Source organism: Collinsella sp. HCP28S3_E9, assembly GCF_052065455.1.
Classification (GTDB): domain Bacteria; phylum Actinomycetota; class Coriobacteriia; order Coriobacteriales; family Coriobacteriaceae; genus Collinsella.
Map to the genome: position 1 here is coordinate 51,582 of NZ_JBQHTZ010000010.1, position 25,652 is coordinate 77,233.

At 61.5% G+C, this 25,652-nt stretch carries 15 protein-coding genes and 1 other RNA gene; 10 read left to right on the forward strand and 6 right to left on the reverse strand.

The window, feature by feature from the left end; translation table 11 throughout:
- Positions 1–106 precede the first annotated feature (106 nt).
- From ffs to bilS, 4 genes are all read left to right on the forward strand, one after another.
- Positions 107–202, forward strand: an RNA gene (gene ffs, locus ACTNA2_RS06300) — signal recognition particle sRNA small type.
- A gap of 342 nt (positions 203–544) precedes the next feature.
- Positions 545–2,428, forward strand: coding sequence for an ABC transporter ATP-binding protein (locus ACTNA2_RS06305; protein ID WP_441048910.1), 1,884 nt, complete (start codon positions 545–547; stop codon positions 2,426–2,428).
- Entirely contained in the window at positions 2,429–4,288 is a 1,860-nt protein-coding gene (locus tag ACTNA2_RS06310; protein WP_441048911.1) for an ABC transporter ATP-binding protein, read from the forward strand.
- Positions 4,289–4,399: 111 nt separating this feature from the next.
- Positions 4,400–4,951: a flavodoxin family protein BilS gene (gene bilS / locus ACTNA2_RS06315; protein ID WP_441048912.1), complete on the forward strand. Its 552-nt coding sequence runs from the start codon at positions 4,400–4,402 to the stop codon at positions 4,949–4,951.
- A gap of 691 nt (positions 4,952–5,642) precedes the next feature.
- On the opposite strand, the gene ACTNA2_RS06320 is transcribed toward bilS, so the two are convergent.
- The gene (locus ACTNA2_RS06320; RefSeq protein WP_441048913.1) at positions 5,643–7,943 is read right to left on the reverse strand and encodes an LTA synthase family protein; all 2,301 of its coding nucleotides are present in this window, start codon (positions 7,941–7,943) and stop codon (positions 5,643–5,645) included.
- A gap of 213 nt (positions 7,944–8,156) precedes the next feature.
- Here ACTNA2_RS06320 and ACTNA2_RS06325 point away from each other — a divergent pair, with 213 nt between their 5' ends.
- The 4 genes from ACTNA2_RS06325 (at position 8,157) to ACTNA2_RS06340 (ending at position 13,743) form a co-directional block, all read left to right on the forward strand.
- Positions 8,157–9,026 carry a nitroreductase family protein gene (locus ACTNA2_RS06325; protein ID WP_441048914.1) on the forward strand — a complete coding sequence of 290 codons (870 nt, stop codon included), beginning with the start codon at positions 8,157–8,159 and terminating at the stop codon, positions 9,024–9,026.
- 158 nt (positions 9,027–9,184) lie between these two features.
- Positions 9,185–11,212 carry a KUP/HAK/KT family potassium transporter gene (locus ACTNA2_RS06330; RefSeq protein WP_427719648.1) on the forward strand — a complete coding sequence of 676 codons (2,028 nt, stop codon included), beginning with the start codon at positions 9,185–9,187 and terminating at the stop codon, positions 11,210–11,212.
- 187 nt (positions 11,213–11,399) lie between these two features.
- Positions 11,400–13,025: a sensor histidine kinase gene (locus ACTNA2_RS06335; protein ID WP_441048915.1), complete on the forward strand. Its 1,626-nt coding sequence runs from the start codon at positions 11,400–11,402 to the stop codon at positions 13,023–13,025.
- 4 nt (positions 13,026–13,029) lie between these two features.
- Complete coding sequence (locus ACTNA2_RS06340) at positions 13,030–13,743, forward strand: response regulator (protein ID WP_427727663.1); 714 nt, start codon at positions 13,030–13,032, stop codon at positions 13,741–13,743.
- Between the two features lie 95 nt (positions 13,744–13,838).
- On the opposite strand, the gene rlmKL is transcribed toward ACTNA2_RS06340, so the two are convergent.
- Entirely contained in the window at positions 13,839–16,406 is a 2,568-nt protein-coding gene (gene rlmKL, locus ACTNA2_RS06345) for a bifunctional 23S rRNA (guanine(2069)-N(7))-methyltransferase RlmK/23S rRNA (guanine(2445)-N(2))-methyltransferase RlmL (RefSeq protein ID WP_441048916.1), read from the reverse strand.
- A 75-nt stretch (positions 16,407–16,481) separates the two neighbouring features.
- Between rlmKL and ACTNA2_RS06350 the strand changes: the two genes are divergently transcribed.
- Both ACTNA2_RS06350 and ACTNA2_RS06355 read left to right on the forward strand, forming a co-directional pair.
- The gene (locus tag ACTNA2_RS06350) at positions 16,482–17,309 is read left to right on the forward strand and encodes an HAD-IIB family hydrolase (RefSeq protein WP_441048917.1); all 828 of its coding nucleotides are present in this window, start codon (positions 16,482–16,484) and stop codon (positions 17,307–17,309) included.
- A 192-nt stretch (positions 17,310–17,501) separates the two neighbouring features.
- Positions 17,502–18,206: a transaldolase gene (locus tag ACTNA2_RS06355; protein ID WP_238057455.1), complete on the forward strand. Its 705-nt coding sequence runs from the start codon at positions 17,502–17,504 to the stop codon at positions 18,204–18,206.
- Positions 18,207–18,430: 224 nt separating this feature from the next.
- Here ACTNA2_RS06355 and ACTNA2_RS06360 read toward each other — a convergent pair whose 3' ends face one another.
- The 4 genes from ACTNA2_RS06360 to ACTNA2_RS06375 form a co-directional block, all read right to left on the reverse strand.
- A complete protein-coding gene (locus tag ACTNA2_RS06360; protein ID WP_441048918.1) occupies positions 18,431–20,578 on the reverse strand; it encodes a Tex family protein in 2,148 nt (715 codons plus the stop codon).
- Between the two features lie 361 nt (positions 20,579–20,939).
- Complete coding sequence (locus ACTNA2_RS06365; RefSeq protein WP_441048919.1) at positions 20,940–22,859, reverse strand: ABC transporter ATP-binding protein; 1,920 nt, start codon at positions 22,857–22,859, stop codon at positions 20,940–20,942.
- Positions 22,852–24,666, reverse strand: coding sequence for an ABC transporter ATP-binding protein (locus tag ACTNA2_RS06370; protein ID WP_441048920.1), 1,815 nt, complete (start codon positions 24,664–24,666; stop codon positions 22,852–22,854). Before ACTNA2_RS06370 ends, ACTNA2_RS06365 begins: the two co-directional genes overlap by 8 nt.
- Positions 24,659–25,165 (reverse strand): MarR family winged helix-turn-helix transcriptional regulator, encoded by a 507-nt coding sequence (locus ACTNA2_RS06375; protein ID WP_441048921.1) that lies wholly within the window; start codon positions 25,163–25,165, stop codon positions 24,659–24,661. The genes ACTNA2_RS06370 and ACTNA2_RS06375 overlap by 8 nt, the downstream gene beginning before the upstream one ends.
- Between the last annotated feature and the right edge of the window lie 487 nt (positions 25,166–25,652).

The window sequence follows — 25,652 nt, forward strand, 5'->3', positions numbered from 1 at the left end:
AACTATTCCACCGCAACTCAAAAGTAGTCTTTTTGGCCCCGTCCCAAATTAGCTACCTTGCCCCATCGGGCAGGAGCGGGTAAGATATACCGAGCGCCAAGCGCGCTCGATGGGTTCGGATGACGACATGTTCCGAATCTGGTCAGGTCCGGAAGGAAGCAGCCATAAGGAGCCTCTGTCGGGCATCCGAATCCATCGAGCGCACGGGCGCTTTTTGGTGCCGCGATGCGGTCCCGGTGCCGGCGGGCTGTTTGGTGTCTCGCTGGTCCTCGGCTTTGCCTGCGGGATCGCTCGACTACCAAACAGCCCGCCGGCACCGGGACCGCATCGTCCAAAAATCACCCGTAGAGGGCGCATTTATCTGAAGAATTGAATCCCGTGTCTTGCGGCGCTCGCTGGCGTTGCCAAAGCATCGGCTGCTACATGTCTTGGGCGCTAGTAACCGTCGCCCTTACATCTGTAACGAGTTGCTTACGCATCTCCAGGGCTCGCCGTACTATCATGGTTCGAATTGAGTGTGAATGATGATAGGGAGCGCCTTTTTATGATTGAGCTGCTCAGGCGTTTTGGTGGTAAGTTTCGCCGGTATATGGTGATTGGCCCTGCGTGTAAGTTGATCGAAGTGATCTTTGACCTACTGACGCCGCTCGTGATTGCCCAGATGATCGATAAGGGTATTGGCGCACGCGATGTCAACGCCGTCGTCCACTACGGTATGGTGCTCGCCGCCATGGCTGTGATCGGCATCTCGTTTACGCTCGTCTGCCAAAAGATGGCGGCGCTCACCTCGCAGGGCATGGGCACCGACATCCGCGGCGCACTCTACCAGCACATCAATAAGCTGAGCTATGCCGAGCTCGACCGCTTTGGCACGCCGTCGCTCATTACGCGCATCACCAACGATGTCAACCAGGTGCAGCTCGCCGTGGCGCTGGGCGTGCGCATGCTCATCCGCTGGCCCTTCTTGGCGGTGGGCTCCATGTGCGCGGCCCTTGCCATCGACCTTAAGCTCGGCGTGATCTTTTTGGTTTGCACGCCCGCCATCGGCTTGGTGTTTTGGTTTGTCATGGCGCGCTGCATTCCGTATTACAAGCAGCTGCAGGCAAAGCTCGACCGCATCGCGCTTATCTGCCGCGAGGGCCTTTCGGGTGCCCGCGTGGTTCGCGCCTTTGTGCGCGAGGATCACGAGCGCGAGCGCTTTGCCCTAGCCGCCGATGAGCAGGCGCATGTTGCCATCGCGGTGGGCAAGCTCTCATCAATCCTTAACCCCGTCACGTTTTTGGTGATGAACCTAGGCGTGTGCGCCATCCTGTGGGTGGGCGGCATCCAGGTCAACGTGGGCGAGCTTACGCAGGGCCAGGTTATGGCGTTCGTCAACTACATGACGCAGACGCTCACCTCCATCGTGTACGTCGCCAACCTGGTCGTAGTCTTTACCAAGGCGAGCGCCAGCGCGTCGCGCATCAACGAGGTGTTCAATTGTGAGCCGAGCATCACCGACGAGGGCAACCAGCCGGTCGCGCTGCCCAAGCCGAGCGAACTGGCGGGTGGCGCTGTTCCGGTTCCCGCACTGAGCTTTGACCATGCGAGCTTTTCGTTTGGCGCGGGCGCTGCCAACGCCGTCAACGATGTGATCCTGGAGCTGCCGGTGGGCAAAACGCTCGGCATTATCGGTGGCACGGGTAGTGGCAAGTCCACACTCGTCTCGCTTATCCCACGCCTGTACGATGCGAGCACCGGCAGCGTGAGCGTGATGGGCGCCGACGTGCGCACCTGGCCGCTCGACCAGCTGCGTCATGTGGTTGCGACCGTTCCGCAACGTGCATCGCTGGTGAGTGGCACCATCCGCAGCAACCTGACCTGGCGCGACGAGGCGGCAACCGACGAGGAGCTGTGGGCGGCGCTCGATATGGCGCAGGCCAGCGAGTTTGTGCGCAACAAGCCGCAGGGGCTCGACGCCCCGGTCGAGGCAGGCGGCAAGAACTTCAGCGGTGGCCAGCGTCAGCGCCTGACCATCGCACGTGCCTTAGTGGGCTCTCCGCAGGTTCTGATCATGGACGACTCCGCCTCGGCTCTCGACTTTAAGACCGACGCGGCGCTTCGCCATGCCATTCGCGAACGAAGCATGCGCGGCGCCGCCGAGGGCGGGCTGCCGCTGACGACCATCATCGTGAGTCAGCGCGTCTCGACCGTGCGCGACGCCGACGTGATTTGCGTACTCGACCATGGCTCGGTCGCGGGCCTGGGCACGCACGATGAGCTGTATGCAAGCTGCCAGCTCTACCGCGAGATTTGCCAGTCGCAGCTTCGCCGCGAGGAGCTCGAGGGTCAGCGGGGGAGTACGGCGCCCACGCCCGCTCCAAGCTCCGCGTCCGCCCCAGGCGCCCCGACCGCCCCCGCATCCGTCTGCGCAAAGGAGGGCTGCTAAATGAATCCCTACACTTCCTCCGGTTCGGTCGCCACGATGACGGCCAACGTGTCCGGCAACGATAACCTCAGTGACTTGGGTGACGGCCCGCGTCAGCCCGGCGATCCCGAGCGCTATCCCGTGGGTGCGGTGACCCGCCGCCTGCTGGGCTATGTTCGTCCGCACCGCATTTCGTTTGTAGCGTCGTTTGTGAGTGCCGCCGCTTCGGTGATCTTGCAGCTCTACACGCCCATCCTCGTCGGTGAGGGCATCGACCTGATCGTCGCCGCCGGGCAGGTGGACTTCGACGCGCTGCTGCCGCTTGTCACCAAGCTCGCGATTGTCGTCGTAGGTGCTGCGGCTTTCCAGTGGCTGCAGGGCTACTGCGTCAACCGCCTGTCCTACGAGACGGTGCGCGACATGCGCGTGGAGGCGAGCGACAAGCTCAGCCGCATGCCGCTCAGCTTTATCGACAGCCATGCCCACGGCGACCTTATGGGCCGCGTGGTTAACGACGTCGATCAGGTGGGCGATGGCCTGCTGCAGGGCTTTACCCAGCTTTTCACCGGCGTTATCACCATCGTGGGCACGCTCGCGTTTATGCTTTCCATCAACCTGACCATGACGCTCGTGGTGGTGCTCGTCACGCCGCTTTCCATTTTTGCAGCCGGTGCTATTGCCAAGCTCTCCAACAAAAGCTTTACGGCACAGCAGCGCATCCAAGGCCAGCTCGGCGGTCATATCGAGGAGTACGTGGGCGAGCAGAAGCTTGTCGACGCCTTTGCCTATGGCTCCAACGCGCAAGCGAGCTTCGATGCCCTCAATGCCGAGCTCTACACCGCGGGCGAGCGCGCGCAGTTTATGGGTTCGCTCTCCAACCCCGGCACGCGCTTTATCAATAACATCATCTATGCCGTGGTCGCTGTGATCGGCTGCGTGGGCGTGATCACGGGCGTGCCCGCGGCGCTTACGGTGGGCGGCGTGCAGATCTTTCTGTCCTATGCTAACCAGTACACTAAGCCGTTCAACGAGGTCACCAACGTTATTACGCAGATCCAGGCGGCGTATGCCTCGGCGCGCCGCATGTTTGCGCTGCTCGATGCGCGCGAGCAGGAGCCCGACGCGTCGGACGCTATAGAGCTTGCCGCACCGCAGGGCGAGGTCGCCTTTGAGCATGTGGACTTTAGCTACGTGTCCGACCGCAAGCTGCTGCAGGATATCTGCATCGAGGCCAAGCCCGGCATGCGCTTTGCCCTGGTCGGCCCTACGGGCTGTGGCAAGACAACGCTCATCAATTTGCTGCTGCGTTTTTATGATATCGATGCCGGCCGCATTGCGGTCGATGGCCGTTCCTCGCGTGACTACACGCGCGCAAGCCTGCGCCGTGCCTTTGGCATGGTGTTGCAGGATACATGGCTGTTCGAGGGCACGGTGGCAGATAACATCGCCTACGGCTGTCCCGATGCCACGCGCGAGCAGGTTATCGAAGCTGCCAAGCGCGCGCATGCGCACAAGTTTATCGTGCAGCTGCCGCAGGGCTACGACACGGTGATTGGCGAGGACGGCGGCACGTTTAGCCAGGGTCAAAAACAGCTGCTGTGCATCGCGCGCGTCATGCTCACCGACCCGGCGATCTTGCTCCTGGACGAGGCGACCTCGAGCATCGATACCCGCACCGAGCTGCAGGTACAGGCGGCATTCGACGAGCTCATGGCCGGTCGCACAAGCTTTGTGGTGGCGCACCGCCTGAGCACCATTCGCAACGCCGACTGCATTTTGGTGATGCGTGACGGCGAGATTATCGAGCGCGGCACACACGACGAGCTGCTGGCGGCAGACGGCTTCTATGCCGATCTTTACCGCAGCCAGTTTGCCCAGTAGGGGCCACCGATTAGCGGCAGGTGGTTTACATCTGTCACGTTGGTACTAAGATATTCATCTAATAAATTGCATTAGTGGCTTTAGTTTTGGGGGAAACGAGGCAACGTGACTATGACGTGCTCTTTGGTGGTTAACAGCAAGAGCGGTAATACCAGGATGGTTTCGGGCGCGATCAAGCGCGCTCTGCAGGCTGCGGGTGTTGAGTTTGTCCATGCCGCGGCGTTGAGCGACGATGCGGATGCAGATCAGGTTGCACTCGAGGCGCAGGGCGCCTGCGCGGCCGACACGGTGCTCGTCGGTTTTTGGTGTGACAAGGGCGCGTGCACGCCTTCGGTCGCAGCGTTGCTCTCCACCTTGCACGGCAAGCGCGTCTTTTTGTTTGGCACCTGCGGTTTTGGCGCCGACCAGAGCTATTATCAGCAGATTATCGATCGCGTGACCTCCAATTTGGCCAATGATGCCGAGCTTGTAGGTTGGGCGATGTGCCAGGGCAAGATGGGCCCTGCGGTCAAGCAGCGCTACGAGGCCATGCTCGAGCAAGATCCCGACAACGCCCGCGCTAAGTTGCTGCTCGACAACTGGGTTGCCGCGAAGGACCATCCGACCAAGGAAGATCTGGACAACATGGCGGCAGCCGCCAAGAAGTCCGTGCTGGGCGAGTAGGTCTATCGCTGCCGCGCGTGCGAAATAATACAGAAGCGAAAGCCTCGAAATCCTCGAGGCTTTTTTCTTGACACTCGCGGGAGCAACCGTGGCAAGCGTGTGGGGCGACATTTTCCATCACCCCGATGACGAGGCCGTCCTGGAAGACACGCTCTCCTGCATCCGCTGGATGTATTGAGCGTGGGACGGGCTTTCCAGATGGGCAGAGTTTCGGAAAGTGCGTCCCGGAATCGGCGCTCAGACTGGGATACACTTTCCGCTTTACGCCTTGTCCGGAAACTGTGTCCCGGAATTAAGGCTTGGAATGGGATGCACTTTCCGGTTGAGAGCCTTAGCGGAAAGTGCGACCCGGAATTTACTCTTGAAGTGGGATGCGCTTTCCCAACAGGCCCTCAAGCGGAAACTGCATCCCACTCCGGACGTGAATTCTGGGACACAGTTTCCGCGATTCGCATGACAGGCCACGCTTCTACCATGAGGTGAGCGCAGTTTCTTTATCAGCCCACTCAACCCGCAACGGGTGAGGGGCGGCGGCAGGCGAAGGCACGGGAAAGGTCTGTCGCGAGTTCCGCACGCAAAGGGGGCCACTTAATGTGGCCCCCGTCTTGCGCAGGACTGTTTGAGCAGCAGACCTTTCCCGTACCTCCGCCTGCCGCCGATTCGGGCCCCCGACCCCGTTACTTGATCCCCGCTACTTGATCTTGGTCGTACCCGGTGCCAGGTTGGGGTCGGTCTCGTTGGCCTCGGTCTGGAGGTGCTCGGTGTACACGTTCTTGCCGTCGCGGAACATCTCGTAGTACTGCATCTTGGCGTAATCCTCGAGCGCCTTGGTGGCCGCCGCGGCGACGGCGTCGTCACCGGTGACGTTGGAGGAGAGCGCCCAGCGCAGGCTAGCGTCCTCGTAGCCCACCGAGTTAATGGCGGGCAGCGACTTGCGCAGCGTCATGTGCGCTTTCTGGTAGTCGGTCAGTGGTGCGCCGATCAGCTGCATCAGCTGGGTGGACAGGTAGTTGGTGGACAGGTCGTCGACCTCGCTCGTCTGGTCGCAGCCGGCAACGTCGTAGTTTGCCCAGATGATGTAGTCGGTCTGCCACAGGCGCTCCTGATGCGTAGCGTCGTCCTCGCCGGTAAACCACTTATCGTTGAACTTGGACGGGAAGAACGGCTGGTGGTCGCCCCAGAACACCACGACCACCTTGCGGTCAAGATTGCGCAGGGCATCGAGGAAGTAGCGCAGCGCCTGGTCGGACTGCTCGATGCACGAGACGTACTCGTCGACATCGGAGAGTGTGCCGTCCTCGATGGTCTTGGCGTCCAGATCGGTCGTGTCGATGTTCAGGTGCATCTGCTTATCTGCCGGCAGCAGGCCCGTATCGTAGCCCGAGTGGTTCTGCATGGTCACGTCAAAGATGAACTGCGGGTCGGCGTTCTGGTTGAGCAGCTCAAGGATTTTGTCGTAGGTTGCCTGGTCGGTCACCATGCCGCGCAAGGTGTCGGCTTCCTGGAAGTCGTTGATAGACAGGAACTGGTCAAAGCCAAAGTCCTTGTAGACGTTCTCGCGGTTCCAGTTGGTTGCGTGGTTGGGGTGCATGGCCGTTGTGGAATATCCGAGCGACTTGAACTGCTCTGCCAGGTTTCCGGTCGTTTCCATGTTGTAGATGGTGTAGGGGTACACGCCCGAGCCCAGGTTGGCCATGGAGTTGCCGGTCATAAACTCGAACTCGGTATTGGCGGTGCCGCCGCCGTAGGCGCTCACGTAGAGCTTGCCGCGGCTGAGGCAGTCGGACAGGTTCTTAAAGTACTGCGGGCCCTCGTAGCCGGCGTGCATCTCCTGATAGATCGAAAGATCCGAGAAGGTCTCGTTCATAATGGCGATGACCGTGGGCTTCTCGCTATCGAACTGCTCTTGGGCGGCGGTACGGGCGTCGCTTGTGGCGGCATCGGACTTGTCATAGGCCTTGGCATACTTTTTGAGCGTTGCCTTGGCGTCGTCGGCGGAGTAGTTGGCGGGTTTGGGCGGCTTGATGGACTGTGCCGCACTAATAAAGGCAGGCAGATAGCCCTCGCGCCAGTAGCTCTCGAGCGGGCGCCAGGTGTAGACGGTGATGCCGAGGGTGTTGTAGTAGTCGATAAGCGTGACATGCGCGGTCACGCCGCCCAGGCACAGCACCGCCACGAGCAGGTTGGTGAGCAGCATGCGCTTGGCGTTGGCGGCGCCCTTCTGACGGTGCGGTGCTACCAGGCCGGCGTACTCGCATAGCAGCATGGCGATGGCGGTAAAGCCCATGGACAGCACGCAGAACAGCGAGATCGAGTAGGTGTAGCCGTTGCCGGCGACCGCGGCGGCGGTGGAGATGGCCGAAAGGTCGCCCGGCTGGATGGGCATGGATTTAAACGTGATGACGAAGAACTCGGCAATGCCCAGGATAAAGAGGGCGAAGGCCAAGGCGGCGGGAGCTGCGCCGCGGCGCTGGAACAGGAAGAACAGGCCGACCATGAGCGTGGTGATGATGGCCCACTCGAGCAGTATGCACAGGGGGTAGACCCAGGTAAAGTCGTGGTTGGACGAGACCTCCATGCCCAGCAGCGCAAAGACGCCGGCGAGCAGCAGGCACAGCACGACGGCGACGAGCGGTTTGCCCACAAAGGCGCCGCGCAGACGGGCGAGCTTGCCGGTGGGGGCGGGGGCGTCGGGCGCGGCGAACGCAAAGACGCGCGGGGCGATGCGGTCGCGTGCGATGCTGGCCCAGGCGCAGCCGGTGAGGATGGCGTTGGTCAGAACGAGCATTACAAAGGCGAGCGGCTCGTTTTGGGCGACGAGGCCCATGGCGCCCCAAATGGTCAAAAAGAGCTGGAACAGGCCGAAGGCGACGCTCCATCCAAGAGCGCCCTTGGCAACGGTGCCCGACTGCGCGCGAATGGCCTTGGCCTCGCGCAAGACAAGGAAGACGGTCGCCGCAAGACCGACGAGCGAGATGGCGGCTGCGAACATGCTGAGACTCCTCACAAACTTAAAACTACGAAAGCGGGGGTTTACCCGATTGTTACCAAGATATGCGCTGCGATTGGTGGCTGCGCACAACAACCAGCCATATTAGCGCGCATGTGTGGCGGTGTGGCGCAATGTAGTGGCGACCTGCGCGATAATGGACGGGAATTACACGGAAACGTAAAGGCTTCTTAAAGAAATGGCGAGGTTAAGTCGATGAACGAGCAGGTTTGTATGACGAGTGCGGGCGACGTGGGCGCTGGCATGGGCGGGGGCGGCTATCCGGTCGAGACCACGGGCAACGCGGTGCTGGACATTTTGGAGCACCGTTCGTCCACGCGCGCTTTTGCGCGCGATGACAACGACCGTCCCGTAGCAGTGACCGACGAGCAGCGGGCGGCGATTCTGCATGCGGCGAGCCGCGCGCCGTCGGCAGGCGCCATGATGATGTATTCCATCGTGAGTATCCGCGAGCAGACAACGCTCGATCGCCTGGCCGACCTGTGCGACCACCAGCCCATGATCGCCAAGGCGCCCTGGGCACTTATATTTGTGGTCGACTATGCCAAGTGGATCGATCTGTTTGAGCACGTGGGTTGCTTTGAGCCCGAGTTTGTCGAGCGCACGGGCAAGGCGCCCCGCCGCGCGCCGGGTTTAGGCGACTTTGCCATCGCGGCGCAGGATGCCGTGATCGCTGCCCAAAACGCCGTGGTCGCCGCCGAGGCCCTGGGGCTGGGGAGCTGCTATATCGGCGATGTCGTCGAGAACGCCGAGGAAGTTGCTGCGCTGCTGGACTTGCCGCCCTATACCATGCCGCTGTCGATGCTCATCATCGGCACGCCCCGCAAGGAGCGCCAGGCGATTGCGCATCCCGTGGTGAACCTGGTGCACGAGGAGCGCTATCGCCGCGCCGATGCCGCGACCATGGATGCGCAGGTGGCCGAGATGGACGCGATGTTCCGTCCGCATGCCCGCGAGGTGGGGGAGCGCGTCGTGGATATCTACACCCGCAAGCACACGAGCCCCTTTATGGCCGAGATGAGCCGATCCATGGAGTGGTGGTTCAAAAACTGGCTCGGAAAATGACGATTGTGACAAAGGGACAGTCCCTTTGTCACATTCCATATCGCCGCGGTGGCCTAAAGGCCGTATAAATGTTTATCTAGCTGGGAAAACAGTGCATTAAAACATGGGACGATTATCTATAATCCCCTCGAACGTTAAAGTTGGGAGGAAACCGGCTTATGGAACAAAAGGCCAAGGAGGCAGCCTCGCACGCTGCGATTCCTGTGAGCATCTCGGCGATGCTCGTCACGCTGGGCGTGGTGTATGGCGATATCGGCACCAGCCCCATGTATGTAACCAAGGCGCTCGTTGCCGGCAACGGCGGCATCGGAAGCGTCACGGAGGAGTTCGTGCTCGGCGCACTCTCCCTTGTCGTGTGGACGGTCACGCTGCTGACGACCGTCAAGTACGTGCTCATCTCGCTGCGCGCCGACAACCATGGCGAGGGCGGCATCTTTGCTCTGTACAGCTTGGTTAAGCGCTGCGGCAAATGGCTCATCATCCCCGCCATGCTGGGCGGCGCGGCACTGCTCGCCGATGGCATCCTCACGCCTGCCGTTACCGTGACTACGGCTATCGAAGGCCTGCGCACCATTCCGGCAGTCCATGCCGTGCTGGGCGACGATCAGGCCCGCGTCGTGGCCATCACGCTTGCCATCATCATTGCGCTCTTCTTGGTGCAGCGCATCGGCACGGCCAAGATCGGCCACGCCTTTGGCCCCATCATGACGCTGTGGTTCCTGTTCCTGGGCGGCACGGGTCTGTTCTTTGTCTTCCAGCACCCCGCCGTGCTGCTGTGCCTCAACCCGGTGCGCGGCATCGCCTTTTTGTTGAGCCCCAACAACCATGCGGGCATCATGATTCTGGGCAGCTGCTTCCTCGCCACCACCGGTGCCGAGGCGCTCTACTCCGACATGGGCCACGTGGGCCGTGGCAACATCTACGCAACCTGGCCGTTCGTTAAGTGCTGCTTGCTGCTGTCCTACATGGGCCAGGGCGCGTGGCTTATCAACAACGCCGGCAACCCGGAGCTCATGGGTATCGCCGACCTCAACCCCTTCTACCAGATGCTTACCCCGGGCCTGCGTCCCTTTGCCGTCGGCCTTTCCACCGTCGCGGCCATCATTGCCTCGCAGGCGCTCATCACCGGCGCTTTCTCGTTGGTGTCCGAGGCCAGCCGCCTGGACCTCATGCCGCACATGCAGGTCTTCTATCCTGCCGAGACCAAGGGCCAGCTCTATATTCCCATGGTCAACAACGTCATGCTTGTGGGCTGCGTCATCGTGGTGCTGCTGTTCCAGAGCTCGGCGCACATGGAGGCCGCCTACGGCCTGGCGATCACCCTGACCATGATGTGCACGACGCTGCTGCTCTTCTTCTACTTGCATGTTGATCGCGGCCTTAAGGTCGTCCCGTATATCTTCGTTGTGTTCTTCCTTATGCTCGAGGGCTTCTTCTTTGTGAGTTCGCTCACCAAATTTTTCCACGGTGGCTATTTCACTATTCTTATGGCCATGCTCATCATGGGCGTTATGCTGTGCTGGTACAACGGCACGGCGGTCGAGCGGCGTCAGTTTACGCTGCTGCCGCTGCGCAGCTATCTGCCGCAGCTCAAGCGCCTGCGCGACGACGATCGCTATGAGCTTATGAGCGACAACATCGTGTACCTGACCAAGGACACCAATACCGACTACATCGACCGCGATATCGTCTACTCGATTCTGGACAAGCATCCCAAGCGCGCCCGCGCCTGGTGGTTCGTGAACGTCGAGACCATGGACGAACCGCATACCTTTGCCTATTCGGTCGAGACGTTTGGCACCGACTATGTTTTCCGCGTGCATCTGTACCTGGGCTACAAGGTTAACCAGCGCGTGAACGCCTACCTGCGCCAGGTTGTTCAGGATCTGGCCGCCACTGGCGAGCTGCCGCCGCAGATGCATGACTACTCGGTCTACAAGGATCCGGGCAACATCGGCACGTTTAAGTTCGTCATGATCCGCAAGCTCCTGGCGCCCGAGAGTGACGTGGAGCCGAGCGAGCGCACGGCCATCACGCTCAAGTACATCATCCGTCGCTTTGCCGGTACGCCGGCGCGCTGGTATGGCCTGGAGAACTCTAACGTGAGCTTTGAGTATGTGCCGCTGTTCACCAAGTTCAAGGCTGTGAACAAGATGCAGCGCCTGGCCCCCAACGAGCGCCCGTAGTCGCCGACAGGTTACATGGAGTTGGCCTTCGATGGACAAGAGTGTGCGCCCTGCTCGCGCACGTGCTGTTTGTCTAACGACCGCAGACTGCAAAGGCTATACACTTGGAACCACCACAAGGGAAACCACCACAAAGGTGCTGTCCCTCTGTGGTGGTTTTTGTTTTTAAGAGAGGGGCGGGGTGCCGATGGACGTCCGTGCGGACGGCGATATTGCCGATAGCTTTTGGTGGCGGCGCACAACGCTGACACGTCGCAGCCCTCTGTATGACGCCTGCGTATCGGCGGGGCTGCTGGTCGCGGCGACGATTGTGGGTGCGCTGCTCGACCATCCTGGTCTCGCGCCGAGCATCATGATCGTCTATGTGTTCGCCGTGCAGCTGTGCGCATTCTTTACCTGGAGCCGCCTGTATTGCTTGCTGAGCTCGGCTGCCGCCGTAGCGCTCTACAACTTCTTGTTTGTCGACCCGCGCTGCTCGCTATCGTTTATCGACCGCGTCTATCCCGGCATGTTCTTCATCATGTTTGTGGTCTCGCTTGTGTCGAGCTCGATTGCGTTGGCCCTGCGCCGCGCCTTGGCACAGGCTGCCGCCAGCGACCGTCGCACGCATATGGTGCTCGAGACCAACCGCATGCTGCAGCGGTGTTCCGATCAGCAGCAGATTGTGCATGCCATGGCAACGCAGCTGGCGCGTCTTTCGGGCTGTCCGGTCGTGTGGTACAGCGCCGACGCCGACGATGATGACTTGCTGCCGCGTGCGACGTACACGGCCGTGGGTGACGCCGCGCCGGTGCACCAGCTGACGCCCCAGATGCCGCCGCGGCTCTCGGCGTCCGCCTATGTGGGAACGCCGCTCGATGCCACCTATGGCGGCTCGGCGTTTTATGGCATCTACCTGACGGTTTGCACGGGCGACGGCTTCGTGCGCTCGGGCGACCCCGCCTCGGTGGTGGGCGTGCTGGCTATCGTTGCCGAGCCCGACATGCTGACGCACGAGGAACGGACACTTGCCGACGCCATCGTGAGCGAAGGCGAGCTGGCACTCGATCGCGCCCGCGCCATGGAGGCCCGCGAGGAGGCGGCGGTGCTCGCCAAAAACGAACAGCTGCGCGCCAATCTGCTGCGCTCCATCTCGCACGATCTGCGCACGCCGCTTACCAGCATTTCGGGCAATGCCGACGTGCTACTCGACCAGGGTTCGACCGGCACGGCCGTGCTCGATAGCCAGACGCGCCGCAGCATGCTCCTTTCCATTCGTTCGGATGCGCAATGGCTCAACGCCACCGTCGAGAATTTGCTCGCCATCACAAAGCTCGAGGGCGGCGGCATGCATCTGTCGACCACGCTCGAGCTCATGGACGATATCGTCGAGGAGGCGCTGCGCCACGTGAATCCGGCTGTACGCGAGCACGATCTTAAGGTGGTGCCGTGCGACGAGCCGGCGCTCGTCAACGTCGATGCACGCCTGATGGTGCAGCTGGTGGTGAACCTGGTGAACAACGCTATTGCCTATACGCCGTCGGGCTCGCATATCGTGATCTCGATTATGGCGAACGATGGACAGGTGGCATGTTCCGTCGCCGATGACGGTCCCGGTATTGCGCCCGAGGAGCAGGGCCGGATCTTTGAATCGTTCTACACTGTCAACCATGGCTTGGCTGATAGCCATCGCAGCGTGGGCTTGGGACTTTCGCTCTGTCGATCCATTATGTTGGCGCATGGCGGTAGCATAGAGGTTGCCGCGGCGGACCCGCACGGCTCGGTCTTTACGATTGGGCTTCCCGCCGCCGACGTTTCGTTTGATAAGGAGTAACGCTGTGTCGAACTCTGCCATGAAACCGCTCATCTTGGTCGTTGAGGACGATCCCGCCGTCCGCAACCTTATCGTTGCCGCGCTCGAGGCGCACGGCTTGCGCCATATGGCCGTGGAGACCGCCCATGCCGCCATCGCCGCCGCCTCATCGCAGGCACCGAGTATTGTGCTGCTCGATCTGGGCCTGCCCGATATGGACGGCGTCAAGGTGGTGGAGTCGGTGCGCGCATGGTCGGGCATGCCGATCATTGTGGTCTCGGCGCGCAGCGAGGATGCGGACAAGATTCGCGCACTCGATGCCGGTGCCGACGACTACCTGACCAAGCCGTTTTCGGTCGAGGAGCTGCTCGCGCGCATTCGCACGACGCTCAGGCGCCTTTCGTATGCGCAAACGGGCGGCGTTGCCTCCGAGGGCTCGTTCGATACCGGTGAGCTGCATATCGATTTTGATGCCGGCATCGCCACGATGGATGGCGAGGAGCTGCATCTGACGCCGATCGAGTACAGGCTCTTGTGCCTGCTGGCGCACAACGCCGACAAGGTGCTGACGCACCAGTTTATCCTGCACGAGATTTGGGGCACGGCAACTAAGAGCGACCTGGCGAGCCTTCGTGTCTTTATGGGCACGTTGCGTAAGAAGATCGAGTCCGATCCGGCGCATCCGCGCTATATCCAGACGCACGTGGGTATCGGCTATCGCCTGGTCACCCAGGGCTAGATCGCCAACCACCATCCCAATATGAGTTGCGGTGAAATACGGTCTAAATTTGCCTAATTCCAGGCAAAACAGTCCGCATTCCACCGCAATTTTGTTTATTTGCCCTTGGGCTTGCTGGCGTAGAACTTCTTCTTTTTGGGCTTGCCGGCGCAGGCAGGCTTGCCGTCGCCGCGCGACCCTCGGTCTCCGGCCTGCGCTTGCGCGGGCGCCGTTGCGCGAGGCTTGCGGGCTTCGGGGTTGCGCAGCTCTTCGGTTCGCTCTGCAATCTCCTCGGCGCTAAAGCCGACTTCGGCCATGGCGTCCTCGATGGGTAGGCGGCGCACGATATAGCAATGGTGCACCTTCTGGTTGCGCGCAAAGTCCTCGGGGATGGTCTGCGCCGTAATGTCCTCTAGCACGACGCCCGCGCGCGCGAGCTTGCGCGTCTCGGGGCGGAAGCCGCGTAGGTTGCAGCTAAAGATGGCGTGGCCGCCCTGTGTGAGCAGGCGCGATACGCCGGCCAAAAGCTCAACATGGTCGCGCTGGACGTCCCAGGTGCGGCGGCCCATCTTTGATGAGTTCGAAAACGTGGGCGGATCGACAAAAATCAGGTCCCAGCGGTTGCGCGTCTGGCGCTGGACGCGAATCCAGGCAAGCACGTCGTCGCGCACAAAATGATGCTGCGGACCAACAAAGCCGTTCTGGCGCATATTGCGCTCGGCCCAGTCCAGGTAGGTGTTGGAGAGGTCGACCGTCACAGTTTCCTCGACGCCGCCGTCTGCCGCATAGCAGGTAGCGGTGCCGGTATAGGCGAACAGGTTGAGAAAGCGCCGCGCCTGCTTGGCGTGCTCGCGCACCAGGTTGCGGGTGACGCGGTGATCCAAGAAGATGCCGACGTCCAGGTAGTCGTCAAAGTTGACGGCAAAGGTAAGGCCGCCCTCCTCGATGAGCGGCAGACGACGGCGTGCGATATTGGCGCGCTCGCCCGAGCCGCCCTTGCCGGCGCCCTGCTTGCCGTACTGCGAGCCGCCGCGCGAACGCATGCGGGCCTTGGCGTGCACGTGCTCGGCGGGAACATCTAGGATGCGCGGCGCGATGGCCAGAATGTCGAGCATGCGGGCCTGGGCAAGCGCGGGATCGATGGTCTTGGGCGCGGCGTATTCGGCGATGACGAGCCAGCGGCCCGGCGTCTGCGGGCAGCCCTCGTATAGATCGATGGCGGCGGAGTAATCGGGTAGGTCGGCATCGTAGACGCGGTAGCAGCTCACGCCCTCGCGCTTTGCCCACTTGCGACGCAGACGGGCGTTCTTGCGCAAGCGGTTGGCGAACTGCTCGGACTCGGGGATGAGCACGGGCAGCGGCTTGCCGTCGCCCAGGTCGAGTGTGGCGGCAGGTTCGGGCATGGGGGTGCTGGCGGCTTTGTCGTTGACTTCGTTGGTATCCGCAACCTCGGCCTCGGCATCTGCGCTGGTCGCAGCCTCAAACGCTGCGGCGGCGTGGTCGAGCGACGGCCAGACTTCGACGGTCGCCTCCTCGTTGTTGGGCATGACGGCGATCGAGCGCTCGGGCTCGGCGTGGAGCGAGCGGGCCAGCAATCCATCGCGGGTGAGCGCGGCGACCGGCGCCGCGGCAAGCTCGGGCGCGCGGCGCAGCTCGCCGACCAGCGTCATGGCGTCGTGCATGAGCGAAAGCGGGGTCTCGGTGGTGTCTGCGACCATGGCGGCACCGGCAACAGCGCCTGCATGGTCCAGCACGGTGGCTGGCTTGGCAGCGCAAAAGTCGACAAAACGCTTGTAGCCGGCGCACTTGACCATGCGCTCGGCAGTCTTGCGGGCAGCGGGGTCAATGTCCACGGCGACGATGCGCGCCTGGCGCTCGCGCGCCGCCGCCTCGCGCTCGCGTGCCTCGGCAAGCAGCTGCTCCCACAGGGCGGCGTCGTGCGGCTGCCAGCCCTCAAAGCCCCAGCGCTCGCGTGCAGCGCCCGGGGCGCGGTCGGTCAGAATGTTCACGGCTTCCAGCAGCAGACCGCCGCCGGCGCACGAGGCGTCGATCAGCGTGGGCAGGGCTTCGTTCTCGTAATCGTCGGCCGTCAACTCGCGCTCGCATAGTGCGGTCCAGCCGACCTGCGCCAGCACCAGGGCGGCGTAGTCGGGGCGCAGCACGTGCGCGCCCTCGCCGGCGCGGGTCGCTGCGGGCGGCAGGCGCTTGAACAGCGGGTCGCCCGAAAGGTCCAGGCTGATGCTCGCGCGGCGCTGACGCAGCGAAAGCAGCAGGTGAACATCGGGATCGGCGGCATCGACATCGGCGCGACGGCCCGTGGTTTCGGCCAGGCGGTCGCACAATGCGTCCTTGGCGCGCAAGGCAGAGAAGCGTGTGTTGCGCAGCTGCTCGGTCACGCCGCGGGCGGTGATGGCGATGGTTGCGCCGGGGCGGATGATGTTCTCCCAGGCGATGTCGTAAACGCTATCGTACAGCTCGTCGGCATCCTGCGCCTCAAAGCGCCCAAGAACCACGAACACGCGGCTCGCCAGGCGCGACCACAGACAGGCGCGGTAGCCTTCTTCGAGCTCGCCCTCAAACGTAGCGCGGCCCTTCAGCCGGCGGACATGCGAAAGCCCGAGGCGTTTAAGCTCATCGGCGAGTGCGGACTCAAAGCCCTCGGGGCAGCTTGCGTAAAATTCCATGGGTGACCTCTCTGGTTGCGTCGCTCCATTATATGATGGATGCTTCGTTTGCCCTCATCCCCGAAAGGAACCAATATGATTGATGCGTGCCCCGATTCCGCCGTGCTCTTTTTTGACGTGGACGGCACGCTGACGTCGTTCGATCCCGACGATATGAGCGATAAGGACTTTTCGGCGGTTCACCCCTCGCAGACGGTGGTTGAGGCGTTCCGTGCACTGCGCGATGCAGGGCACAAGGCATTTATCTGCACGGGTCGCCCCCTGTGGCTTATCGCCGATAGCCTGCGTGCGCTCGACCCCGCGGGCGTCGTGGCCATGGCAGGCGCCACGCTCGAGGTCGAGGGACGCGTGGTACACGAGGACTGCTTTGACGAGGACGTTATCGAGGAGCTTGCGCGCCGTATGGCCGCGGCAGGGATTGAGGCCTTTTTCGAGACCAACGTGGCTACTTTTGCCCTGGAGCCTGTGGGCGTTGAGCAGTCGTCTCTGATCGGCACTTCTGTGGTGCACAGCACCGAGGAAATGCGCGTCGACGGCAGTCTGCGCGTGGGCAAGGTATGCCTCAGTGTGCCCAGTTTGGCTCGCGTAGCCAATGATGACGGCTTTATCGATTGCGAGTTTGAGCTGTGCAACACCGGTGGCCAGAATCGCGAGCTGAGCCCCAAGGGTATTGACAAGGGCGTGGGCGTGGCGCGAGCGCTGGCGTATCTGGGCCGCGAAGGAAATGCGCGCACCTTTGGCTTCGGCGATTCGGGCAACGACCTGGGCATGCTCGCTTCGGTCGAGACGGCTGTCGCCATGGGCAACGCCATGCCCGAGGTCAAGGCGGTCGCCGACTACGTGACCGACGATGTCGCACACGACGGCACCGTCACAGCGATGCGGCATTTCGGCCTTATCTAATGAATCCCGCGTTCTGACGTTTGCTCAAACTGCGACTCTTTGCTTTTGCATGCTCAATCGATTTATCAATCCAAACACTGAGGTGTTTATACCGTTCGCCGAGAAGATAAAAACCGCAGTTCACGCCTTGATAAACGTAGGTAAAGTGTTTAGCAGTTTATCGGCCGTATGCAAACGAAAGGAATCAGGCAGATGGCAATCAAGGTGTTCGCTGACGGTGCAAACCTCGAGGGCATGCTCGACATGTACGAGAACGGCAACGTTCAGGGTTTCACGACCAACCCGTCCCTTATGAAGAAGGGTGGCGTGACGGATTACCGCGCGTTTGCCAAGGAGGTTCTGGCCCACATCACCGATGTGTCCGTCTCGTTTGAGGTCTTTGCCGACGACGTCGAGACCATGGAGGTCGAGGCCCGCGAGATTGCTACCTGGGCCGAGAACGTCTACGTCAAGATTCCATGCGTGACCACCAAGGGCGAGTCCACCGCCGAGCTGGTCCGCAAGCTTTCGGCCGATGGCATCAAGGTCAACGTCACTACCATCTTTACGCCTAAGCAGGTCGATGAGATGGTCGAGGCCGTTGACGCCGAGACGCCGTCTATCATTTCGCTCTTTGCCGGTCGCATCGCCGACACCGGCGTCGATCCCATTCCGTTTATGACGGAGTCGGTCAAGAAGGCCGCCGCCAAGCCCAACTGCGAGGTCCTGTGGGCGTCCACGCGCGAGCTCATCAACATTTACCAGGCCGAGGCCTGCGGTTGCCAGATCATCACGGTGCCCAACAGCATCCTGGCCAAGCGCAAGAACATCGGCCGTGACCCGTACGAGGTCTCGCTCGATACCGTGCGCGGTTTTGCCAAGGATATCGCCGCTTTGGGTTTCCATATTCTGCCCTAAGCAAGGGTACCCCCTGCAGCGACGTGCAAAATCGCGAATTTTCAGCATGGTAAAGACTTTTACCAGCTGGTTGAAGCGCGGAACGGCCCCCGTTTTGGCCCTAAAACGCCAAAACGGGGGCCGTTTTTGCTTTTATGGCCCTCTGAAGCGCCGCGGGGCTATCGGGAGATGCTGAATACTCGCAATTTTGCACGCTGCGAAGAGGGGGACGTCCGCTTTGGCGGCTATTTGCCCTGCACCATGGTGAGGGAGATCTTCTTGCGGTCGCGATCGACCTTTTCGACCCACACCTTGACCGTGTCGCCGACGCGCACCACGTCGCTGGGGTGCTTGACAAAGCGGTTGACCAGCTTGGAGATATGCACGAGGCCGTCCTGGTGCACACCCACGTCGACGAAGGCGCCAAAGTCCACAACGTTGCGCACCGTGCCCTTGAGCTCCATGCCGGGTTCCAGGTCGTCGATGGAAAGTGCTGAGCGGCTAAAGACCACCTCGGGCGCGTCGTCGCGCGGGTCTCGGCCAGGCTTCTTGAGCTCGTTGACGATGTCGATGAGCGTGAGGGTGCCGCAGTCCAGGTCGCTTGCCAGCGCCGAAATGCTGCCGATGCGTCGCTCGATATCGGGCACGCCGCCGCGGCTGAGCTCGCTTGCCGCCACACCTGCACGCTCCAGGACGGCCGTGGCCACCTCGTAACTTTCGGGGTGGACGCTCGTCGCATCGAGCGGGTTCTTACCGCCGCTAATGCGCAGGAAGCCCGCGGCGTTGAGATATGCCTTGGGTCCCAGCTTGGGGACCTTCTTGAGCTGGCGGCGATCGGTAAAGGCGCCGTTCTCCTCGCGGTAGGCCACGATGATTTTGGCTACGCTCGGCGTGATGCCCGATACGTATCCCAGCAGGCTCGCACTTGCGGTGTTTACGTCGACGCCCACGCGGTTGACGACGTCCTCCACCACATGTCCCAGGGTGCGCGAAAGCTCGGCCTGGTCAAGGTCGTGCTGGTACTGGCCAACGCCGATGGACTGGGGCGGAATCTTGACGAGCTCTGCCAGCGGGTCTTGCAGGCGGCGGCCCAGGCTCATGGCGCCACGCACGGTGACGTCCAGGTCGGGATATTCCTGGCTGGCGAGCTCGGAGGTGGAGTACACCGATGCGCCGGCCTCGTTGACGATGGTGTATCGCAGTCCAGGCGCCTGCTCGGCGATGAACTCCGAGACGACTTCCTCGGTCTCGCGGCTGGCGGTGCCGTTGCCGATGACAATGGTGTTGACGCCGTCCTTCTTGACGAGGCGGGCGAGCTCGCGCTTGGTGCCGGCGACGTCGTGGCGCGGCTTGGTGGGGTAGACCACGCCGTGGTCGAGTAGCTTGCCGGTCTCGTCCATGACGGCGACCTTGCAGCCGGTACGGTAGCCCGGATCGAGTGCGAGCACACGGGCGCCGCGTACGGGGCGTGCCGAGAGCAGGCCCTCGAGATTCTTGGCAAAGACGTTGATGGCCTCGGTCTGCGCTCGGACGGTGAGTTTGGCGCGGGCCTCGCGCTCCAACGAGGGGGCCATGAGGCGCTTGTAACCGTCGGCGATGGCGGCATCAAAGACGGGTGCAAACACGCCCTGGCGTCGGGGCCAACGGCTGCCGAGACGCGCCGTGGCGGCAGTGCCGTCGACGTTCACGCGCACGCGGAGCTTGCCCTCGCGCTCACCGCGGTCGATAGCCAGCACGCGGTGGTTGGGAACACGGCGCAGCGGCTCGTCATAGCTGTAGTACGGCTCGTAGGGAGTCTTCTCGGTGGGGTCGGTGGCCTCGACGACAATGTCGGCGGTGTTCTGCGTAAAGGCGCGCAGGTCGGCGACGTTCTCGGGGTCCTCGGCCACCGTCTCGGCCACGATGTCCGCCGCGCCGGCAAGCGCCTTTTCGGGCGTGTCGAAGCCGGCCTCCTCGTTGACGTATGCCGCGGCGGCGTCGAGTGCGCTGCCCTTGGCCGAGGCCTGCATGATGATCATGTTGGCGAGCGGTTCAAGGCCTGCCTCGCGGGCCTTCTGCGCGCGAGTCATGCGCTTTTTGCGGTAGGGCTTGTAGAGGTCCTCGACACGCTGGAGCTGCGTGGCCTCGCGAATCTGCAGCTCGAGTTTGGGCGTGAGTTTGCCCTGGGCGTCGATGAGCAGGATGACGTCCTCTTTACGCTGCTCAAGATTGCGCAGGTAGGACAGGCGCTCGTCGAGTGCGCGCAGGGCGACGTCGTCCATGCCGCCCGTGGCTTCCTTGCGGTAGCGCGAAATAAAGGGGATGGTGTTGCCCTCGTCGATGAGCTTGACGGCTGACTCGATGTTGGCGGCCTTAAAGTTGAGCTCGCGGGCAAGCTGGGCGATAAGATCCATGGGACTCCTTGCGTTTAAGGTGCGTTTGCAGCACAGGGCTACCAAGGATACCACCCGACGTTCTGCCAAAGCAGTCTTTTTGGGACGGGGCTTTTTTAGCTACGGTGTTCCGTTAGCTTGACCAGTCTTTTTGGGACGGGGCTAAATTAGCTGTTTTTGGATTAGGGCTCAGTTGCGATTTGTTGATTCATCGATATTGGGATGGAGAACCAGCTAATTTAGCCCCGTCCCAAAAAGACTGTTCCTCCACCACCTCCCAAATCATCCTTACAAAACGAGGCCCTGGCCAAACGGCCAGGGCCTCACCACTTCTTTTCAGGCTGCGATAAAACTCCGTTGGGAGCGTAGGGGATGTTTTGAGCTACTCCAGCTCAAACGCTCCGGTATAGAGCTGGTAGTAATATCCGCGCTTGGCGATCAGCTCGTCGTGGTTGCCACGCTCGATGATGCGGCCGTGATCCAGGCAGATGATTGCGTCGGCGTTGCGCACGGTGGACAGGCGGTGCGCGATGACAAACGTCGTGCGGCCCTCCATGAGCTTATCCATGCCCGCTTGCACGATGGCCTCGGTGCGGGTGTCGATGCTCGACGTGGCCTCGTCCAGAATCATTGCCGGCGGATCGGCGACGGCGGCGCGTGCGATCGAAATCAGCTGGCGCTGGCCCTGCGACAGCTGGGCGCCGTTGCCGGTGAGCATGGTGTCGTAGCCGTCGGGCAGGCGGGTGATAAAGTCGTCGGCGCCCGCGAGCTTGGCCGCCGCGATGCACTCCTCGTCGGTGGCGTCCAGGTTGCCGTAGCGGATGTTATCCATCACAGTGCCGGTGAACAGGTTCACGTCCTGCAGCACCACGCCCAGCGAGCGGCGCAGATCTGACTTGCGGATCTTGTTGACGTTGATGCCGTCGTAGCGGATCTTGCCGTCGGCGATGTCATAGAAGCGGTTGATGAGGTTGGTGATGGTCGTCTTGCCCGCGCCGGTGGCGCCGACAAACGCTACCTTCTGGCCCGGCTTGGCAAACACGGACACGCCGTGCAGCACCTCGTGGTCGGGCGTGTAGCCAAAGTCGACGTTGTCCATGACCAGGTCGCCGCGCAGCGGTACGTACTCGATCTCGCCGGTTGCACGGTGCGGGTGTTTCCATGCCCACATGCCGGTGTGGTGGTCGGCCTCCTCGAGCTGCCAGGTATCGGGGTTCACCTGCGCGTTGACGAGCGTCACGTAGCCTTCGTCGGTCTCGGGCTTCTCGTCGATGAGCTCAAAGATGCGGTCGGCGCCGGCGAGACCCATGACCACGGCGTTGATCTGCTGAGAGATCTGACCGATCTGTCCGCAGAACTGCTTGGTCATGTTGAGGAACGGCACTACGACGGCGATGGACAGCGTCATGCCCGAGATGCTCAGGTTGGGCACGCCCAGCGCCAGGAAAATGCCGCCTGCCAGTGCGACCAGCACGTAGAGCAGGTTGCCCAAGTTCATAAGGATGGGCATGAGGATGTTGGCGTACATGTTGGCCTTTTGCGAGACCTCGAAGAGCTTTTCGTTGCGCTCGTCAAAATCGGCCTCGGCGGCAGACTCGTGGCAGAATGCCTTGACGACCTTCTGGCCGTTCATGACTTCCTCGATATGGCCCTCGACCACGCCGAGCTCGGTCTGCTGCGCAATAAAGAAGCGCGCGGAGTTGGAGCCGAGCAGCTTGGTCATAAAGGTCATAAAGGCGACGCCGGCAATAATCACCAGACACATCCACACGCTGTAGTACAGCATGATAAAGAACACCGTGACGATGACGATGGTCGTCATGAGCAGGTTGGGCAGCGACTGGCTGATCATCTGGCGCAGCGTGTCGATGTCGTTGGTGTAGTGGCTCATGATGTCGCCGCGCTGGTGCGTGTCGAAGTATCGGATCGGTAGGTCCTGCATGCGGTTGAACATCTTCTCGCGCAGCTTTTCCAACGAGCCCTGCGTGATGATGGCCATGGTGCGGTTCCAGAACAGCGAGGACAGGATGCCGACGCCGTAGATGCAGGCGAGGGTGGTCACGAGCTGCGCGATCTTGGGCTGTGCGGCTTCCCAATCGCCCGACTGCCACGATTCGCTAATAATCTGCAGGGCGCTCTGAAGGAAGGTCGCGCCGATGGAGTTGATGACGGCGCAGAGCACCACGCCGGCGACGACGAGGGGCAAAAGCACGGGGTAGAAGCCAAAGAGCGTCTTGATGAGGCGCGACATGGTGCCGCTCTTGCGGTTGAGCGCGCGCTCGGCGGTGGTTGCCTTACTCATGTGCCTCGCCTCCTTCCTGGTTCTGGGCTTGCGTTGTGGATGCCTCGGTGTCGGCCTCGACGGCCCCTTCGCCCTCGGCAGACATCTTGTTTTGCGAGGTAAAGGTCTCGCGGTAGATCTCGCTCGTCTTGAGCAGCTCGTCATGGTTGCCGATCTGAGCGATACGGCCGCCCTCCATGACGATGATGCGGTCTGCGTCCTGCACGGAGCTGATGCGCTGGGCGATGATGAGCTTGGTCGTGTTGGGCAGATAGCTTGCCAGCCCTGCGCGGATCTTGGCATCGGTCTTGGTGTCGACGGCGCTCGTGGAGTCGTCCAGGATCAAGATCTTGGGGCGACGCAGCAGGGCGCGCGCAATGCACAGGCGCTGCTTCTGGCCGCCGGAAACATTGGAGCCGCCCTGCTCGATCCAGGTGTCGTAGCCCTTGGGGAAGCCGTCGACAAACTCATCGGCGCAGGCCAGATGTGCCGCCTCGCGGACTTCCTCGTCGGTGGCGTTCGGGTCGCCCCAGCGCAGATTCTCGGCGATGGTGCCGCTAAACAGCACGTTTTTCTGCAGCACCATGGCTACCTGGTGGCGCAGGGCGTCCAAGTCGTAGTCGCGCACATCCACGCCGCCCACGCGCACGGTGCCTTCGGTGGCGTCGTACAGGCGGGCGATGAGGTTTACAAGCGTGGACTTGGCCGAGCCGGTGCCGCCGATGATGCCGATGGTCTCGCCGCTCTTAATGTGCAGGTCGATATCGTCGAGCGCCTGGCGCTTCGCATGCGCGGAATACTTAAAGCTCACGTGGTCAAAGTCGATGGAGCCATCGGCGACCTCGAGCACGGGCTCGGCGGGATCGGCGATCGTGGGCTCGGCGGCCAGCACCTCGGTGATGCGGTGCGCCGATTCGTCGGCCATGGTCACCATGACAAAGATCATCGACAGCTGCATCAGACTCATGAGGATTTGGAAGCCATAGGTAAAGATCGAGGAGAGCTGGCCCACGTCGAACAGCGTGCCCTGGCTCGTGATGATGAGCTTGGAGCCCAGGTAGATGATGACGACAAACGCGCCATTGACGCAGATGTTCATCATGGGGTTGTTAAAGGCGAGCAGCTTCTCGGCGCGGGTGAAGTCCATCTGGACGTCGCGTGCGGCGGTCGCGAACTTCTCCTTCTCAAAGTCTTCGCGCACATAGCTCTTGACCACGCGCATGCCGGTGACGTTTTCCTCGACGGACTCGTTAAGGGCGTCATACTTGTGGAACACGCGCGAGAAGATGGGGCGCACCTTAAAGATGATAAAGAACAGCCCAAAGCCCAGCAGCGGAATGATAACCAGGTAGACCATGGCAACGCTGCCGCCCATGATAAACGCCATGGTAAAGGCGAAGATCAATACCAGCGGCGCGCGCACGGCGATACGGATGATCATCATAAAGGCCTGCTGCACGTTGTTGATATCGGTGGTCAGGCGCGTGACGAGCGAGGAGGTCGAGAACTCATCGATGTTGGCAAAGCTGAACGTCTGGATCTTGTAGAACAGGTCGTGACGCAGGTTCTTGGCGAACCCGCAGCTCGCATGGCTGCAGGTGACGCCGGCAGCGGCGCCAAAGGCAAGCGACGTCAGCGCGATGAGCACCAAAAAGCCCGCGGTGGGAAGCATCTCGGCTACGGTGGCGCCGTCTTTGATGGCGTCGATCAGGTTGGCGGTGATAAATGGAATCAGCATCTCGCAGAGCACCTCGCCAAGCACGAGCAACGGCGTGGCAACGGTGACTTTCATATAGTCGCGGATGCTGCCCATGAGGGTTTTAATCATCCAGTTCCTCCCAGGTTTTGCGGATTTTATCGAGCATTTCGGCGAGCTGCTCGCGCTCGTCGTGGGTGAGCGCGCTAAAGGCCCGTTCTCTAAAGCGGATGCGGGCCGCCTGGTCGATGCGGGCGTTTTCCCGGCCGGTTTCGGTCAGGCGAATGGTGAGTTGCCGTCGATCCTTGGGGTTACGGCTGCGCTCAATGAGGCCGTTGAGCTCGAGCTTGGACAGGATCTCGGAAAGCGACCCCGGCTTGAGGCCGAAGTGCATGCCGAGTTCCTGCTGCGACATCTCGCCGCCGGGCTGCTTGGCCAGTAGGCAGATGATGGGCGCCTTGCCGGACACGCCTCCGCCATGAAAATGCATGTAATGGCCGCAAAAGCCCAGGTTATTGAGGATGCGCTTGGCAAGCTTGTCTTCCGAGCTAACCGCTTCGGGTACATCCGCCGGCTGTGACGGGTCGCCGCCGGGCTCGTGCGAACAAAGGCTAAGAGGTTCATCGCACATAAATTAGTGCTGCTCCTTTCTTTAGTTAGGTAGTGGAATTGTTTTGTGCCTAACCAATTTAGGAGCGTGAGAAATCAAAGTCAAGGTACCAAACTAGTGGTTACGCGGTTTTACCAAACCGCGTAACGGCTCGACGCTGCAAACCCGCCAGAGCGGCAATCTGCCTTTCAACTTCGGCGGCATGACCAGAAGGTCAATGCCGTCTCGTTTCAAGGCACCTTGCTCACTCTGGCGGGTTTTCGCTGACTTCGCCAAAACATCGGCGTTGCCCTTGTTGGGATAGTCGTTGGGGACGTTCTTGTTTGACTAGTCGTTTAAGAACGTCCCCAACGACTAACTTAAAAACTATGTCGGATTACGGGGCTGAATGACGGATTGCCGACCATGCCGAAATTGGTAAAAAGAAAACCGCAGGTAGAAGGTTCGCTATGATTTGAAAATAAGGGGTGTGGTTGGCTCATTCAGGTTCAGCCCCGTAATCCGGCAT